Source organism: Peribacillus sp. TH16, from assembly GCF_016651095.1.
Lineage (GTDB): Bacteria > Bacillota > Bacilli > Bacillales > DSM-1321 > Peribacillus > Peribacillus butanolivorans.
Window position 1 is genome coordinate 80,969 of record NZ_JAEKEM010000011.1, and the last position, 15,747, is coordinate 96,715.

The following is a 15,747-nucleotide window of genomic DNA, read 5'->3' on the forward strand; positions in this document are numbered from 1 at the left end:
CTTTTGTTATTCTTTGTCTTTTTTCTCAGTTTTATCACCTGATTCCGCCTTTGTTGCCTTTTCAGCTGCTTTTGTTACAGCTTGATCCAATCTTTCTTGGATCTTCGCTTGAACTAAAGGACTATCCATAGTTTCTATGATAACTTCTTTATAAATGGCCCGCATGTCTTTAGTCTTCAGTAACTTATTCATTTCTTTTTCCAAATCTGGGTCTTTTAAAATTTCAATAAGCATTCCGCGATACTGAGGGTCATTGGTTAATTCTTTCAATACCTTTTTGTGTTCGTCTTTTAAAGCTTTAGCATAGGCAGAGGTAAATTCAGGATCTTTAAAGGTCTTTTTCCAAAATTCCTTCCCTTTATCTGAAGTGACCGTATCTTCAATGGATTTCTTAATGATCTCTGAGTCCATAATAAGTTCAGTTTTTGTTTTCTCATCAGAAATGATATCCTGGATGGCCTTTTTACCATCGTCTGTTTTTAAAATATCGACGACCATTTTCTTTGTCTCTTCATACTCATTTTTATCTGCGCTTGCTCCATTCTGCGCACAACCGGAACAAACGAGTAAGAATGACGTGAAAAGCAAAGCAACTCCCACTCTCATACGCAGGGCCCCTTTCATCCTTCTTATTGTTAATATGGTTCCAATCGACGATATTATTCCCTTGTAGAATAAGTGGATTTTTCCAAATTTGGTTGGTACAATTAAGGAAATGAAATAGAAATGTATGGAGGAAAACAATGAACAGCCGTAATTTAGTTAAATTGTTTTTAACAACATTGCTTATCGGTGGTGTAACGGGCGGAGTTGTAGGGTTCTTAGCTCGTTGGAGTGAGTTTAAGCCTTATTTTTCTTCTTTTGAAATCAGTGCCATTCTTTCAACGTTTTTATGGTTATTCGGTGTCGGATTAATTTTTAGTGTCATAAGCCAAGCTGGTTTTTTTGCCTATTTAACGATACATCGTTTCGGTCTAGGGATATTTAAAAGTGCTTCCTTATGGAATGCAGTACAACTCGTACTTATTCTTTTCGTTGTATTTGATCTAGTCTATTTACGATATCTTAATTTTGGTTCAGGTGAGGGGATTAGTTCCTACATTGTGTTAGCTTTGGTTGTATTAGCCGCAGCGTTGATTACGGCCTATTTTAAAATGAAACAAACAAATAAACAGTCATTTATTCCGGCGATGTTTTTTATGGTTGTGGCCACAGTATTAGAGTGGGTACCTGTACTAAGTTCTAATGATGAAGGCTGGCTCTACTTCATGCTGTTTCCATTACTAGTATGCAATGCTTATCAATTATTGGTTTTAAGCAAATTAATCGATCGTTCACAAAAAGAATTAGCCAGTAAAAAAACACGGATGCAAACTAAAGCAAAGGGAAAGAAATTAAAAGCAGGAGAATTAGGGAAGTAGGTAAAAGTGGCTAACCTTATTGGAAAGCGGAATACATAAGAAATTCTACATACAAAAAACTGCGTCCTAAAGGTTAAGCATGACCCTTAGTACGCAGTTTTTTATGTTTTTGTGTTCTAGTAAATGATGTTACCGGATTTCTTCACTGCTTGCTGATGAATTAGAGATCATCTCAGAAACGTTTACGAAGTTTAAATTTTTGGAGCGAAGTTCATCTATTAGTTCTGGCAATGCTTTATTAGTTTGTTTTGCTGAGTCTGAAGCGTGTAATAAGATGATATCACCCTTTTGAGCCTTGTTAACGTTATGAACAATTCGATCAACGCCTGGGTTAGTCCAATCCTTTGAATCGATACTCCAATGAACCACAGTATAGCCGAATTTTTCACTAATTTTCAGGAGGCGCTTATCAAAGTGTCCGGTGGGCGCACGTAAAAGCTCGATATTTTTAACATTTAGTTTTTTAAAAGCTTCCTGTGCTTTTGAAATATCACGGATGATTTCTTGGTCATCCAGATCGGAATAATCTTTGTAATCGTATCCGAGCATTCCGATTTCATAGCCTTCTTTTTCAATTTCATCCACTATGTCAGGGTGACGCTCTGCCCAAGATCCGGAAAGGAAGAAGGTGGCGGATTTAATCTTTTCTTTTTTCAATGTCTCTAAAATCGGGGCTGCTTTTTCATCGCCCCAGCCAATATTGAATGTGACGGCTACATTCTTTTCCCCTTTATAAACCGCTTTTGGTCCATCTTCGGTAGAAAAAACAGGTGAATGAAGAATGTTTTGTACAAAAAGGAACCAAGCGGTAAAGAGTGCCGTAAGTAAAATTAACGAATAATGTTTGATGTTCTTTGCCTGGAGCACCATGAAAAATTTCATTAATCCATCCCCTTGTCCAAAAGCTCTTGTTTTCATATTTATGCAGAGGCTGTTCCGTTATGCAAAAAAATCAATATAAAAATTCATAAAATTAAGATGAATGGGGAAAAATGACTGATGGAGGTGTGAGTTATGCTTGGCTTATTGATTAATGAAAAAGAAAAGAAGGAATTAGAGTACCTCTTAAAAAGAGAGATGGATGAAATATTATTTGATTTACAAGATGATAGAATCGATTGCATAGTTAAAAGAGCTATAAATGAAAAATATAATATCCTTTTCAGATTGTTTAAAAGGCTAAGTACAGAAAAGGAATGCCTTATTTATATGAAAGTAAAAACAAACTTTAATGAGAAGAATTAGTCCTGATTTTTAAAAGTGAATTAAATTTAAAAAATCTATTGACTATTAATTTATACGCTGGTATATTATAAAAGTTGCTGCAAGATAATAGCTTTTAAAAAAGAACAAAAAAAACTTTTTTAAAAAAAGTTATTGACGAAGCAGAGATAAGATGTTAAGATATTAAAAGTCGCTAAGAGATAAAGCGAAACAAATTGCTCTTTGAAAACTGAACAAAACAAAGCGCCAACGTTATTTTTTTTAAGTGAGCACACACTATCAAAAAAAGCAAAATGAGCAAGTCAAACATTTCTTCGGAGAGTTTGATCCTGGCTCAGGACGAACGCTGGCGGCGTGCCTAATACATGCAAGTCGAGCGAATCGATGGGAGCTTGCTCCCTGAGATTAGCGGCGGACGGGTGAGTAACACGTGGGCAACCTGCCTATAAGACTGGGATAACTTCGGGAAACCGGAGCTAATACCGGATACGTTCTTTTCTCGCATGAGAGAAGATGGAAAGACGGTTTTGCTGTCACTTATAGATGGGCCCGCGGCGCATTAGCTAGTTGGTGAGGTAATGGCTCACCAAGGCGACGATGCGTAGCCGACCTGAGAGGGTGATCGGCCACACTGGGACTGAGACACGGCCCAGACTCCTACGGGAGGCAGCAGTAGGGAATCTTCCGCAATGGACGAAAGTCTGACGGAGCAACGCCGCGTGAACGAAGAAGGCCTTCGGGTCGTAAAGTTCTGTTGTTAGGGAAGAACAAGTACCAGAGTAACTGCTGGTACCTTGACGGTACCTAACCAGAAAGCCACGGCTAACTACGTGCCAGCAGCCGCGGTAATACGTAGGTGGCAAGCGTTGTCCGGAATTATTGGGCGTAAAGCGCGCGCATAGTGGTTCCTTAAGTCTGATGTGAAAGCCCACGGCTCAACCGTGGAGGGTCATTGGAAACTGGGGAACTTGAGTGCAGAAGAGGAAAGTGGAATTCCAAGTGTAGCGGTGAAATGCGTAGAGATTTGGAGGAACACCAGTGGCGAAGGCGACTTTCTGGTCTGTAACTGACACTGAGGCGCGAAAGCGTGGGGAGCAAACAGGATTAGATACCCTGGTAGTCCACGCCGTAAACGATGAGTGCTAAGTGTTAGAGGGTTTCCGCCCTTTAGTGCTGCAGCTAACGCATTAAGCACTCCGCCTGGGGAGTACGGCCGCAAGGCTGAAACTCAAAGGAATTGACGGGGGCCCGCACAAGCGGTGGAGCATGTGGTTTAATTCGAAGCAACGCGAAGAACCTTACCAGGTCTTGACATCCTCTGACAACCCTAGAGATAGGGCGTTCCCCTTCGGGGGACAGAGTGACAGGTGGTGCATGGTTGTCGTCAGCTCGTGTCGTGAGATGTTGGGTTAAGTCCCGCAACGAGCGCAACCCTTGATCTTAGTTGCCAGCATTCAGTTGGGCACTCTAAGGTGACTGCCGGTGACAAACCGGAGGAAGGTGGGGATGACGTCAAATCATCATGCCCCTTATGACCTGGGCTACACACGTGCTACAATGGATGGTACAAAGGGCTGCAAACCTCGCGAAGGTAAGCGAATCCCATAAAGCCATTCTCAGTTCGGATTGTAGGCTGCAACTCGCCTACATGAAGCCGGAATCGCTAGTAATCGCGGATCAGCATGCCGCGGTGAATACGTTCCCGGGCCTTGTACACACCGCCCGTCACACCACGAGAGTTTGTAACACCCGAAGTCGGTGAGGTAACCTTTATGGAGCCAGCCGCCTAAGGTGGGACAGATGATTGGGGTGAAGTCGTAACAAGGTAGCCGTATCGGAAGGTGCGGCTGGATCACCTCCTTTCTAAGGATAAATACGAGAGCGCTTTTGTTTTGTTCAGTTTTGAATGAGTAATTCATTCAGATTCGAAAGATCTCATCACGTAGTGATGGAAGTTCTTTCTTCTTTGTTCCTTGAAAACTAGATAATAGATAGAAGGCAATTAATTTTTTCAAAGCATCAGTAAGATCTTTTTTAACGGTTAAGTTAGAAAGGGCGCACGGTGGATGCCTTGGCACTAGGAGCCGATGAAGGACGGGACTAACACCGATATGCTTCGGGGAGCTGTAAGTAAGCTTTGATCCGGAGATTTCCGAATGGGGAAACCCACTGTTCGTAATGGAACAGTATCTTTACCTGAATACATAGGGTACTGAAGGCAGACCCGGGGAACTGAAACATCTAAGTACCCGGAGGAAGAGAAAGCAAATGCGATTTCCTGAGTAGCGGCGAGCGAAACGGAATTAGCCCAAACCAAGAGGCTTGCCTCTTGGGGTTGTAGGACACTCAACATGGAGTTACAAAGGAACGGGGTAAATGAAGTGATCTGGAAAGGTCCGTCAAAGAAGGTAAAAACCCTGTAGTTGAAACTTCGTTCCCTCCTGAGTGGATCCTGAGTACGGCGGGACACGAGAAATCCCGTCGGAAGCAGGGAGGACCATCTCCCAAGGCTAAATACTACCTAGTGACCGATAGTGAACCAGTACCGTGAGGGAAAGGTGAAAAGCACCCCGGAAGGGGAGTGAAATAGATCCTGAAACCGTGTGCCTACAAGTAGTCAAAGCCCGTTAATGGGTAATGGCGTGCCTTTTGTAGAATGAACCGGCGAGTTACGATTTCATGCGAGGTTAAGTTGATAAGACGGAGCCGCAGCGAAAGCGAGTCTGAATAGGGCGAATGAGTATGAGGTCGTAGACCCGAAACCAGGTGATCTACCCATGTCCAGGGTGAAGTTCAGGTAACACTGAATGGAGGCCCGAACCCACGCACGTTGAAAAGTGCGGGGATGAGGTGTGGGTAGCGGAGAAATTCCAATCGAACCTGGAGATAGCTGGTTCTCTCCGAAATAGCTTTAGGGCTAGCCTCAAGATGAGAGTATTGGAGGTAGAGCACTGATTGGACTAGGGGCCCCCAACGGGTTACCGAATTCAGTCAAACTCCGAATGCCAAATACTTATTCTTGGGAGTCAGACTGCGAGTGATAAGATCCGTAGTCGAAAGGGAAACAGCCCAGACCACCAGCTAAGGTCCCAAAGTATACGTTAAGTGGAAAAGGATGTGGAGTTGCTTAGACAACCAGGATGTTGGCTCAGAAGCAGCCATCATTTAAAGAGTGCGTAATAGCTCACTGGTCGAGTGACTCCGCGCCGAAAATGTACCGGGGCTAAACGTATCACCGAAGCTGTGGATTGACACCGTATGGTGTCGATGGTAGGAGAGCGTTCTAAGGGCGTTGAAGTCAGACCGGAAGGACTGGTGGAGCGCTTAGAAGTGAGAATGCCGGTATGAGTAGCGAAAGAAGGGTGAGAATCCCTTCCACCGAATGCCTAAGGTTTCCTGAGGAAGGCTCGTCCGCTCAGGGTTAGTCGGGACCTAAGCCGAGGCCGAAAGGCGTAGGCGATGGACAACAGGTTGATATTCCTGTACCACCTATACATCGTTTGAACGATGGGGGGACGCAGAAGGATAGGGTAAGCGCGCTGTTGGATATGCGCGTCCAAGCAGTTAGGCCGGAAACGAGGCAAATCCCGTTTCCATTAAGGCGGAGCTGTGATGGCGAGGGAAATATAGTACCGAAGTTCCTGATTCCACGCTGCCAAGAAAAGCCTCTAGTGAGATGTAAGGTGCCCGTACCGCAAACCGACACAGGTAGGCGAGGAGAGAATCCTAAGGTGTGCGAGAGAACTCTCGTTAAGGAACTCGGCAAAATGACCCCGTAACTTCGGGAGAAGGGGTGCTTTTAGGGTGAATAGCCCGGAAAAGCCGCAGTGAATAGGCCCAGGCGACTGTTTAGCAAAAACACAGGTCTCTGCGAAGCCGCAAGGCGAAGTATAGGGGCTGACACCGCCCGGTGCTGGAAGGTTAAGGGGAGAGGTTAGCGCAAGCGAAGCTTTGAACCGAAGCCCCAGTAAACGGCGGCCGTAACTATAACGGTCCTAAGGTAGCGAAATTCCTTGTCGGGTAAGTTCCGACCCGCACGAAAGGTGTAACGATCTGGGCACTGTCTCAACGAGAGACTCGGTGAAATTATAGTACCTGTGAAGATGCAGGTTACCCGCGACAGGACGGAAAGACCCCGTGGAGCTTTACTGCAGCCTGATATTGAATTTTGGTACAGCTTGTACAGGATAGGTAGGAGCCTGAGAAGCCGGAGCGCTAGCTTCGGTGGAGGCGTTGGTGGGATACTACCCTGGCTGTATTGAAATTCTAACCCGCGCCCCTTATCGGGGTGGGAGACAGTGTCAGGTGGGCAGTTTGACTGGGGCGGTCGCCTCCTAAAGAGTAACGGAGGCGCCCAAAGGTTCCCTCAGAATGGTTGGAAATCATTCGTAGAGTGTAAAGGCACAAGGGAGCTTGACTGCGAGACCTACAAGTCGAGCAGGGACGAAAGTCGGGCTTAGTGATCCGGTGGTTCCGCATGGAAGGGCCATCGCTCAACGGATAAAAGCTACCCCGGGGATAACAGGCTTATCTCCCCCAAGAGTCCACATCGACGGGGAGGTTTGGCACCTCGATGTCGGCTCATCGCATCCTGGGGCTGTAGTCGGTCCCAAGGGTTGGGCTGTTCGCCCATTAAAGCGGTACGCGAGCTGGGTTCAGAACGTCGTGAGACAGTTCGGTCCCTATCCGTCGCGGGCGCAGGAAATTTGAGAGGAGCTGTCCTTAGTACGAGAGGACCGGGATGGACGCACCGCTGGTGTACCAGTTGTCTTGCCAAAGGCATAGCTGGGTAGCTACGTGCGGACGGGATAAGTGCTGAAAGCATCTAAGCATGAAGCCCCCCTCGAGATGAGATTTCCCATAGCGCAAGCTAGTAAGATCCCTGAAAGATGATCAGGTTGATAGGTCAGAGGTGGAAGCGTGGCGACATGTGGAGCTGACTGATACTAATAGATCGAGGACTTAACCACGCTTTAAAAAATGAAATACCTTCTTATTATCTAGTTTTGAAGGAATGAAAATTTCTTCAAAAAAATGAATATAGTCTGGCAATGATGGCGAAGAGGTCACACCCGTTCCCATTCCGAACACGGAAGTTAAGTTCTTCAGCGCCGATGGTAGTTGGGGGTTTCCCCCTGTGAGAGTAGGACGTTGCCAGGCTATTCATTTAAAATCTTTAAATGAGTATTAGGAAACATTATATTATTCCGCAGTAGCTCAGTGGTAGAGCATTCGGCTGTTAACCGAACGGTCGTAGGTTCGAGTCCTACCTGCGGAGCCATATGCTTCCATAGCTCAGTAGGTAGAGCACTTCCATGGTAAGGAAGAGGTCAGCGGTTCGAATCCGCTTGGGAGCTTCCCAATCTATCTATTATCATAAAATATCGGCCCGTTGGTCAAGCGGTTAAGACACCGCCCTTTCACGGCGGTAACACGGGTTCGAATCCCGTACGGGTCACCATTATATACTTATTAGTCCGGAGGATTAGCTCAGCTGGGAGAGCATCTGCCTTACAAGCAGAGGGTCGGCGGTTCGATCCCGTCATCCTCCACCATTTTATTTTAAAAATATTTGCCGGTGTAGCTCAACTGGTAGAGCAACTGACTTGTAATCAGTAGGTTGGGGGTTCAAGTCCTCTTGCCGGCACCATTTACAACCATATATTGCGGAGGGGTAGCGAAGTGGCTAAACGCGGCGGACTGTAAATCCGCTCCTTCGGGTTCGGCAGTTCGAATCTGCCCCCCTCCACCATTTTAATAAAAACCTGTGGATCAGTTATATATTCTCTGTAAAAGGGAAATATATGATTACCACCTTTTTATTTTGTTGAATATTAATTATACATATTATATATTGGGCTATAGCCAAGCGGTAAGGCAACGGATTTTGATTCCGTCATGCGAAGGTTCGATCCCTTCTAGCCCAGCCATTTGCCGAAGTAGTTCAGTGGTAGAATACAACCTTGCCAAGGTTGGGGTCGCGGGTTCGAATCCCGTCTTCCGCTTACTATATATTATTCCTTTAGGGGCCTTAGCTCAGCTGGGAGAGCGCCTGCCTTGCACGCAGGAGGTCAGCGGTTCGATCCCGCTAGGCTCCACCATCTAACTACATACACTAAAACTTACGTCTTAAGCCGATTACGGCTTAAGACTTTTTTTATTTTAAATATCTAACTTTTATTACTTTTACCTTCTAATAAGAGAACGGTTCAATTAGGGATTTTAAGACAAAGAGTAAATACTGTAAAAAAGCTAATTAGCTGCATCTTTATACATATAAATGTTCAGTTGAACCACTAGGCATATAAGATATAAAATGGTAGAAAGGGGGAATTATATGTCTATTCAGAAAATTTCCATTATCGGTCTACCTATGGATCTTGGTCAGGCGAGACGAGGGGTTGATATGGGACCGAGTGCAATCCGCTGTGCAGGGATTGTCGAACGGCTTGAACGATTAAAAATAGAAGTTGAGGATTTAGGAGATATAGTAGTAGGACGCCCTGAAAATGCACAGAAATCTGGTACAAATTTAAAAAACTTATCGCTAGTTGCTAAGGGAAACATTCAATTAGCAACAAGAGTAGATAAAATTATACAAGACGGATCTTTCCCGCTCGTTCTTGGGGGAGACCATTCGATAGCCATCGGAACACTCGCAGGGGTTTCGAAGCACTATGAAAATGTAGGTGTAATTTGGTATGATGCACATGGAGATTTAAATACGGAGGAAACTTCACCATCAGGGAATATACATGGTATGCCTCTGGCTGTCAGTATGGGGCTTGGCCATCCCGATCTAGTCAATATTCATGGTTCAACTTCTAAAGTAAAACCAGAAAATATCGTAATTATCGGGGCACGTTCATTAGATGAAGGTGAAAAAGAATTAATACGTGAAAAAGGGATTAAAGTGTTTACAATGCATGAAATTGACCGAATGGGAATGGCTAGAGTCATGGAAGAGTGTATAGATTATTTAAGAGAAAGAACAGATGGTGTTCACCTTTCTTTGGACCTGGATGGAGTAGATCCCGCGGATGCGCCTGGGGTAGGAACACCGGTAATTGGTGGTATTAGTTATCGTGAGAGTCATTTGGCTATGGAAATGCTGGCGGAGTCTGAGTTAATTACATCAGCTGAATTTGTTGAGGTAAACCCTATTTTAGATGAACGTAATAAAACCGCAATCGTTGCCGTGGCCTTAATGGGCTCGCTATTTGGAGAAAAGCTAGTATAACTGATAAAATAAAAGAAACAGTAACCAGCTTGTGTTAGGTTACTGTTTTTTATATGCTAGAAGACGTAAGTTGATTTTTCAGGATGGTTTTATAATATCTAGATTTATATGGTTGTAATCTCAGCTCCATATTCACTTTAGAGCACATCGGTCGATCCGACTTCCATTTTTAGTTAAATGGAAGTATTGATTGATCAAAACATCTAGTTTACTGCTTACTTCAATAACTTCATTATCAACCATCGAGGAGCGGGAAGCTAAAATTATCATTTTCTGTCTGTATAGTTCAATATGATCTAAAATTTGTTCAGCAGTCATACAGCGATTCACTCCCTTAGGTTTTACAATTTTTAATTATATAGCCTTGTTTTTTTTTTCTTAAACATAAATTGTAAAACTTTGTTAAAATTAAAGTAATAAATTATGAAACCTTTTAGCTTACGATTCGTAATAATCGTATAGCCGCATGAGCGGGGGTAAAAACCGGAAAATGGATGCACTCATTAAAGAGAGAATTAATCAAGTATTAAAGGGAGACCATAATGCATTTGGAGAAATTGTCGAACTATACAAGGACAAAGTTTTCCAGATATGTTTTAGGATGCTCGGAAACAGGCAAGAAGCAGAAGATTTGGCACAAGAGGCCTTTGTTAGAGCCTTTGTGAATATTCGTAGTTTCAATATACAAATGAAATTTTCTACGTGGTTATACCGTATTGCGACGAATCTTTGCATTGACCGTCTTCGTAAGAAAAAGCCGGATTACTATTTGGATGCAGAAGTTAGTGGAACTGAGGGATTGAATATGTATTCCCAAATTGCATCAGATATGGCAAAGCCCGAGGATGAAGTTGAATCGTTAGAACTTCAGGAAACCATTCAAGTAGAAATTATGAAGTTGCCGGAGAAATATCGGTCGGTAATCGTATTGAAGTACATTGAAGAATTATCGTTAAAGGAAATCAGTGAAATACTTGATTTGCCAGTCGGCACGGTTAAGACGAGAATACATCGTGGTCGGGAAGCCTTGCGTAAACAACTACGCCATTTATAAAAAGAAGGTGAGAAAAATGAACTACCATGAGGAAATCATTGATTATATGCATGATTATTTAGATGAGGACATCAAACCAGAGCATAAAGAAGCTTTACGTGATCACTTGCATACTTGTGCTGAATGCCGGGATTATTTTCATGAAATGAAAAAGGCAGTCGCTCTTGTACAAAGTACCTCCCATATTAAGGCTCCAGATGACTTTACAGCAAGGGTAATGGCTCAATTGCCAAAGGAAACGAAAACAACGGGTGCCAAACGTTGGTTAAAAAGCCATCCTTTTATGACGGCAGCAGCCGTGTTCATTGTATTGATGACAGGTTCTCTTTTTTCCACATATAATCAGGACGAACATTTTTCAGTTTCCAAGCAATCTAATTTATTAGTCGAAGGAGAAACGGTGATTGTGCCTGCAGGTGAGACCGTTGAGGGGAATGTGGTAGTTCAAAACGGTAACATTCGAATTGAAGGTGAAGTGAAGGGAGATGTGACGGTCATTAATGGACATAATTATATGTCTAAGGCGGGGAATGTGACCGGAAGCATCCATGTTATTGACCAAGCTTTTGAGTGGATGTGGTACAAAATTAAGGATACCGCAACGTCTGTGCTTCCTATTAAAGAAGAAAAAGGGAATAAGGAGTAAGATGAGCTGAGCGAATGCATCGTTTTCAATATACGGTGCCATCGCTCAGCTTTACTTTGTAAAAGGAGGGAATTTTTTACTTCATTAGACCTTAACATGTAACTTTATCACACTAGTTTTAGAAGTATTATTTAAAAAATGGTATACTATTAAGGTTATTACATAACGATTGTTATTGTTATTTGGAGTAATACTGACTGGAGGAAACAACATGTCTTTATCCAATTTGAATGTTTGGGACTATGTAGTAAATTTCATTGATATTCTCCTTGTTTGGTTTGTGATATATAAATTGTTAACTATTATTCGAGGCACGAAGGCTATACAGCTGCTCAAAGGAATTTTTGTAATAGTCATTGTAAAAAGCTTAAGCAACCTGTTTGGTTTCAATACACTTGGATGGTTAATGGCACAAGTCATGAATTGGGGAGTACTGGCGATTCTTGTCATTTTTCAACCTGAACTGAGGAGAGCGCTTGAACAATTAGGACGTGGGAAGCTCTTTACAAGAGGTAGCGTTCCAGAAGAGAACCAGCAAGAGCGTTTAGTAGAAGAAATCTTAAAGGCGTCCACTTATATGGCGAAAAGGCGAATTGGAGCCTTGATTACGATTGAAAAAGGAACGGCACTGGGCGATTATGTTGAAACAGGGATTCCTCTAAAGTCCTATATTTCTTCAGAGTTGCTTATTAATATCTTTATACCTAATACGCCGCTCCATGATGGTGCAGTGATTTTACAAAATAACCAGGTGGCAGCTGCAGCTTGCTATCTGCCTTTATCAGAAAGTCCGTTCATTTCAAAAGAACTTGGTACTCGGCATAGGGCAGCTATTGGTATGAGTGAAGTGACGGATAGTATTACAATCGTTGTATCTGAAGAAACGGGAGGAATCTCTGTTACTAAAAATGGAGAACTGTTCCGAGATTTGAATCAAGAGTCATTTAGGGCAATGCTTACTAGTGAACTGGTAGTGGAAAATATCAAAACAACTTCCTCGAGTATCTGGAATTGGAGGGGGAAGAAAAATGGATAAATATACCAATAGTACATGGTTTATGAGAATTGTTGCTTTTGCTTTGGCAGCTCTGTTATTCATCTCCGTTAATTTTGAGATGGAGTCAGATAAAAAATCTCTTGGTTTATCTACTGCCCCTGAGATTAGTACGGAAACCATTGAAAATGTACCGGTTGAAGTGTACTATGACCGTGAAAATTTGGTGGTGAGCGGAGTACCAGAAACGGTGGATGTTACTTTAAAGGGAGCTAAAAGCCTACTGATAAGTGCAAAAAACCAAAGAGACTTTAAAGTATATGTAGACCTTTCTGATCCTGAAATCTCGATGGGAGACAGAACTGTTACCTTCAAAATAAGCGATTTAAACGAAAAGTTAGTGGCGACAATCGAGCCTGAATATGCAGAAGTCAATGTTCAGGAACGAGTGACGAAGGAATTCTCCGTCGAAGCAGAATATAATAATTCTTTACTTGAAGAGGGTTATACCGCTGGACAGCCAACAGTCAACCCTAAAACTGTTAAAATAACTGGGGCTAAAGATGTAATTGAACAAATTTCCTATGTTAAGGCAAATCTTGAAATAAGTAAGGGTCTTAACGAAACGATGAACGGCAAGGCGACAGTAAAAGCTCTTGACCGGGACTTAAACAAGTTGGATGTTACGATTGAACCTGCTTCAGTTGCAGTGTCACTAGAAGTTAGTATCCCGTCGAAAACGGTAACCATTGCACCTAAGCAAACTGGAAAAGTAAAGGACGGCATCCGTATTAAGAGTATAAGTGTCGATCCAAAAGAGGTAATCCTTTATGGGTCAGAAGCCAGCCTTGAACAAATAAGCGAAATAAATCTCCCTGTTAATATTTCCAAAATTGATGGAGATGCCGAATTGGAATTGGATCTTACTAAACCAGAAAGTGTACAAAAAATGTCCTTGGGTAAGGCAAAGGTCAAAATTAATACAGAAAAAATTGATGTAGAAGATGAGAATGTAGAGGATGTAGAGGCAGTCGAAGAAGTCGAAAAAGTCGAAGAAGAGGTAGTTGAAGAGGATGAACCACCTGCCATCGAGACTAAAACTTTCACCAATTTAAAAATAGAACCTGTAGGTATACAGGAAGACCAAGAAGCCGAATTGGAATCCGATGTAGCAAGCATTACTTTGCGTGGGAAAGCGGATGATTTGAAAGAAATAACTAAAAACGACATTACACTTACAGTAGATGTGAGTAATTTAGATGAAGGTATACATGATGTAGAACTGGTAGTAAAAGCGCCTGCAGGAGTGAATTGGGAACTAGATTCAAAAACGGCTAAGGTCTCTATTACTCAAAAAGACGAAGAAGAAACATAACCTTCCTTTAACATCATTTAATTTAGTAACGATTCGAAGAAGGAGCGATAAAAAGATGGGTAAATATTTTGGAACAGACGGAGTTAGGGGTATAGCGAATAGCGAATTAACACCGGAGTTGGCATTTAAACTAGGCCGTTTTGGCGGCTACGTTCTTACTAAAAATACAGAAAAACCTAAAGTGCTGATAGGACGCGATACACGTATTTCAGGTGAAATGCTGGAAGGTGCACTAGTTGCTGGTCTATTATCTATTGGGGCTGAAGTTATGCGTCTTGGTGTAATTTCAACACCAGGTGTTGCTTATTTAACAAAGGCGTTAAGTGCTGAAGCAGGGGTTATGATTTCTGCTTCACATAATCCGGTTGCAGATAACGGCATTAAATTCTTCGGTCCGGATGGTTTTAAGCTATCGGATGATCAAGAAGCGGAAATTGAAACATTGTTAGATTTAGAAAAAGATGAACTTCCACGTCCGGTAGGCGGAGATTTAGGCCATCTAAACGACTATTTCGAAGGTGGACAAAAGTATCTCCAGTACTTAAAGCAATCAGTCGATGAAGATTTTACAGGCATTCATGTTGCGCTTGATTGTGCACATGGCGCGACATCATCCTTGGCTATGCATTTGTTTGCGGATCTAGATGCAGATATCTCTACAATGGGGGCATCGCCCAATGGCTTGAACATCAATGATAAGGTAGGTTCCACGCACCCTGAAGCACTTGCTGAATTCTTAAAAGAAAAAGGGGCCGATGTTGGACTTGCCTTCGATGGTGACGGCGACCGCATCATTGCCATAGATGAAAAAGGAAATATAGTTGACGGCGATCAAATTATGTATATATGTGCGAAATACTTGAAAGAAAACAATCGTTTGAAACAGGGGACTGTGGTTTCTACAATCATGAGTAACCTAGGTTTTTATAAAGGTCTTGAGGAGCACGGAATACAAAGTGCCCAAACAGCAGTGGGCGATCGCTATGTTGTAGAAGAGATGCGAAAAGGCGGCTACAACCTTGGCGGTGAGCAATCCGGGCATATTATCTTCCTGGACTACAATACGACAGGGGATGGCTTATTGACAGGCTTACAGCTTGTAAACATTATGAGTGAAACACAAAAACCCTTATCAGAGCTTGCAAATGAGATGAAAAAATATCCACAGACGCTTATCAATGTTAAAGTGACTGACAAGCATGCTGTAACTGATAATGAAAAGGTGCAGGAAGTCATTAAAGATGTTGAGGCAGAAATGGAAGGAAACGGGCGTATATTGGTTAGACCATCTGGAACTGAACCTCTTGTCCGTGTTATGGCTGAAGCACCAACTGTAGAAGAATGCAATCGTTATGTTGATCGCATCGTCTCTGTGGTGAGAGCGGAAATGGGAATAAACGAATAACTAATCATATGCATAAAAGGAACAGAATATCCTTTTATGCATATTTTTATAAAGAAGTGTTTTTTTCATTGGTTAAGGTAACAAAGAATTGACCTATGTCCCTTTTGTAAGGTATGATTATCCTGATTTAAAACATATTTTGTTTAAAGGAGGGTAGGCAGGGAGAAAAGGAAATACAAAAGCGCCTGAACTAAGCTTGGTCGAGAATGGCTTAGTTGACGAGGAGGAGGTTTATCGAATGATCGGCGGATACCTCCCGGCTGAAGTGCACAGCCGCAGTAATTTCAATCTTAAAACAGTAGGGCAACTTACTGCACAAAGGATTGGAAATGCACAAAGGGAAAAAAGGCTATAAGCATTTCCTTTATAAAAATAAATATCAGAGATG

General features: G+C 42.6%; 12 protein-coding genes, 9 tRNA genes and 3 rRNA genes. 21 read left to right on the top strand and 3 right to left on the bottom strand.

Features of this window, described 5'->3' with window-relative positions:
* Positions 1-6 precede the first annotated feature (6 nt).
* A complete protein-coding gene (gerD, locus tag JFV29_RS29000) occupies positions 7-606 on the bottom strand; it encodes a spore germination lipoprotein GerD (protein WP_201188235.1) in 600 nt (199 codons plus the stop codon).
* 137 nt (positions 607-743) lie between these two features.
* Between gerD and JFV29_RS29005 the strand changes: the two genes are divergently transcribed.
* On the top strand, positions 744-1,421 hold the full coding sequence (locus JFV29_RS29005; RefSeq protein ID WP_056521928.1) for a KinB-signaling pathway activation protein: 678 nt from the start codon (positions 744-746) through the stop codon (positions 1,419-1,421).
* Between the two features lie 129 nt (positions 1,422-1,550).
* Here the strand turns inward: JFV29_RS29005 and pdaB are convergent, their stop codons facing one another.
* The gene (gene pdaB, locus JFV29_RS29010; RefSeq protein ID WP_201188237.1) at positions 1,551-2,303 is read right to left on the bottom strand and encodes a polysaccharide deacetylase family sporulation protein PdaB; all 753 of its coding nucleotides are present in this window, start codon (positions 2,301-2,303) and stop codon (positions 1,551-1,553) included.
* Between the two features lie 132 nt (positions 2,304-2,435).
* Here pdaB and JFV29_RS29015 point away from each other — a divergent pair, with 132 nt between their 5' ends.
* The 14 genes from JFV29_RS29015 (at position 2,436) to rocF (ending at position 9,885) form a co-directional block, all read left to right on the top strand.
* Positions 2,436-2,666, top strand: a complete 231-nt coding sequence (locus tag JFV29_RS29015; protein WP_201188239.1) for a hypothetical protein — start codon at positions 2,436-2,438, stop codon at positions 2,664-2,666.
* 290 nt (positions 2,667-2,956) lie between these two features.
* Positions 2,957-4,508 (top strand): 16S ribosomal RNA (locus JFV29_RS29020).
* Positions 4,509-4,684: 176 nt separating this feature from the next.
* Positions 4,685-7,615: ribosomal RNA gene (locus JFV29_RS29025) — 23S ribosomal RNA — on the top strand.
* 74 nt (positions 7,616-7,689) lie between these two features.
* Positions 7,690-7,805: ribosomal RNA gene (gene rrf / locus JFV29_RS29030) — 5S ribosomal RNA — on the top strand.
* Together the 16S, 23S and 5S rRNA genes with 9 tRNA genes alongside form the textbook arrangement of a ribosomal RNA operon.
* A gap of 46 nt (positions 7,806-7,851) precedes the next feature.
* Positions 7,852-7,926, top strand: a tRNA-Asn gene (locus tag JFV29_RS29035).
* A gap of 3 nt (positions 7,927-7,929) precedes the next feature.
* Positions 7,930-8,002 (top strand) — tRNA-Thr (locus JFV29_RS29040).
* A 29-nt stretch (positions 8,003-8,031) separates the two neighbouring features.
* Positions 8,032-8,106 (top strand) — tRNA-Glu (locus JFV29_RS29045).
* An 18-nt stretch (positions 8,107-8,124) separates the two neighbouring features.
* Positions 8,125-8,200 (top strand) — tRNA-Val (locus JFV29_RS29050).
* Positions 8,201-8,219: 19 nt separating this feature from the next.
* Positions 8,220-8,295: transfer RNA gene (locus JFV29_RS29055), tRNA-Thr, on the top strand.
* Positions 8,296-8,313: 18 nt separating this feature from the next.
* Positions 8,314-8,397 (top strand) — tRNA-Tyr (locus JFV29_RS29060).
* Positions 8,398-8,500: 103 nt separating this feature from the next.
* Positions 8,501-8,575 (top strand) — tRNA-Gln (locus JFV29_RS29065).
* A gap of 3 nt (positions 8,576-8,578) precedes the next feature.
* Positions 8,579-8,650: transfer RNA gene (locus JFV29_RS29070), tRNA-Gly, on the top strand.
* Positions 8,651-8,670: 20 nt separating this feature from the next.
* A tRNA-Ala gene (locus tag JFV29_RS29075) sits at positions 8,671-8,746 on the top strand.
* Between the two features lie 236 nt (positions 8,747-8,982).
* Complete coding sequence (gene rocF, locus JFV29_RS29080; protein WP_201188241.1) at positions 8,983-9,885, top strand: arginase; 903 nt, start codon at positions 8,983-8,985, stop codon at positions 9,883-9,885.
* A 132-nt stretch (positions 9,886-10,017) separates the two neighbouring features.
* On the opposite strand, the gene JFV29_RS29085 is transcribed toward rocF, so the two are convergent.
* A complete protein-coding gene (locus tag JFV29_RS29085; RefSeq protein WP_201188243.1) occupies positions 10,018-10,203 on the bottom strand; it encodes an aspartyl-phosphate phosphatase Spo0E family protein in 186 nt (61 codons plus the stop codon).
* Positions 10,204-10,375: 172 nt separating this feature from the next.
* Here JFV29_RS29085 and sigW point away from each other — a divergent pair, with 172 nt between their 5' ends.
* The 6 genes from sigW to JFV29_RS30055 all read left to right on the top strand — a co-directional run bounded on the left by sigW (position 10,376) and on the right by JFV29_RS30055 (position 15,714).
* Entirely contained in the window at positions 10,376-10,939 is a 564-nt protein-coding gene (sigW, locus tag JFV29_RS29090; protein WP_098176663.1) for an RNA polymerase sigma factor SigW, read from the top strand.
* Positions 10,940-10,955: 16 nt separating this feature from the next.
* Entirely contained in the window at positions 10,956-11,585 is a 630-nt protein-coding gene (locus JFV29_RS29095; RefSeq protein ID WP_201188245.1) for an anti-sigma factor family protein, read from the top strand.
* Positions 11,586-11,796: 211 nt separating this feature from the next.
* Positions 11,797-12,621 carry a diadenylate cyclase CdaA gene (cdaA, locus tag JFV29_RS29100; RefSeq protein ID WP_056525977.1) on the top strand — a complete coding sequence of 275 codons (825 nt, stop codon included), beginning with the start codon at positions 11,797-11,799 and terminating at the stop codon, positions 12,619-12,621.
* Positions 12,614-13,954: a CdaR family protein gene (locus tag JFV29_RS29105; RefSeq protein ID WP_201188247.1), complete on the top strand. Its 1,341-nt coding sequence runs from the start codon at positions 12,614-12,616 to the stop codon at positions 13,952-13,954. Before cdaA ends, JFV29_RS29105 begins: the two co-directional genes overlap by 8 nt.
* Positions 13,955-14,009: 55 nt before the next feature.
* On the top strand, positions 14,010-15,359 hold the full coding sequence (gene glmM / locus JFV29_RS29110) for a phosphoglucosamine mutase (RefSeq protein WP_056525971.1): 1,350 nt from the start codon (positions 14,010-14,012) through the stop codon (positions 15,357-15,359).
* Positions 15,360-15,555: 196 nt separating this feature from the next.
* On the top strand, positions 15,556-15,714 hold the full coding sequence (locus tag JFV29_RS30055) for a hypothetical protein (RefSeq protein WP_201254159.1): 159 nt from the start codon (positions 15,556-15,558) through the stop codon (positions 15,712-15,714).
* The last annotated feature ends 33 nt before the right edge of the window (positions 15,715-15,747 follow it).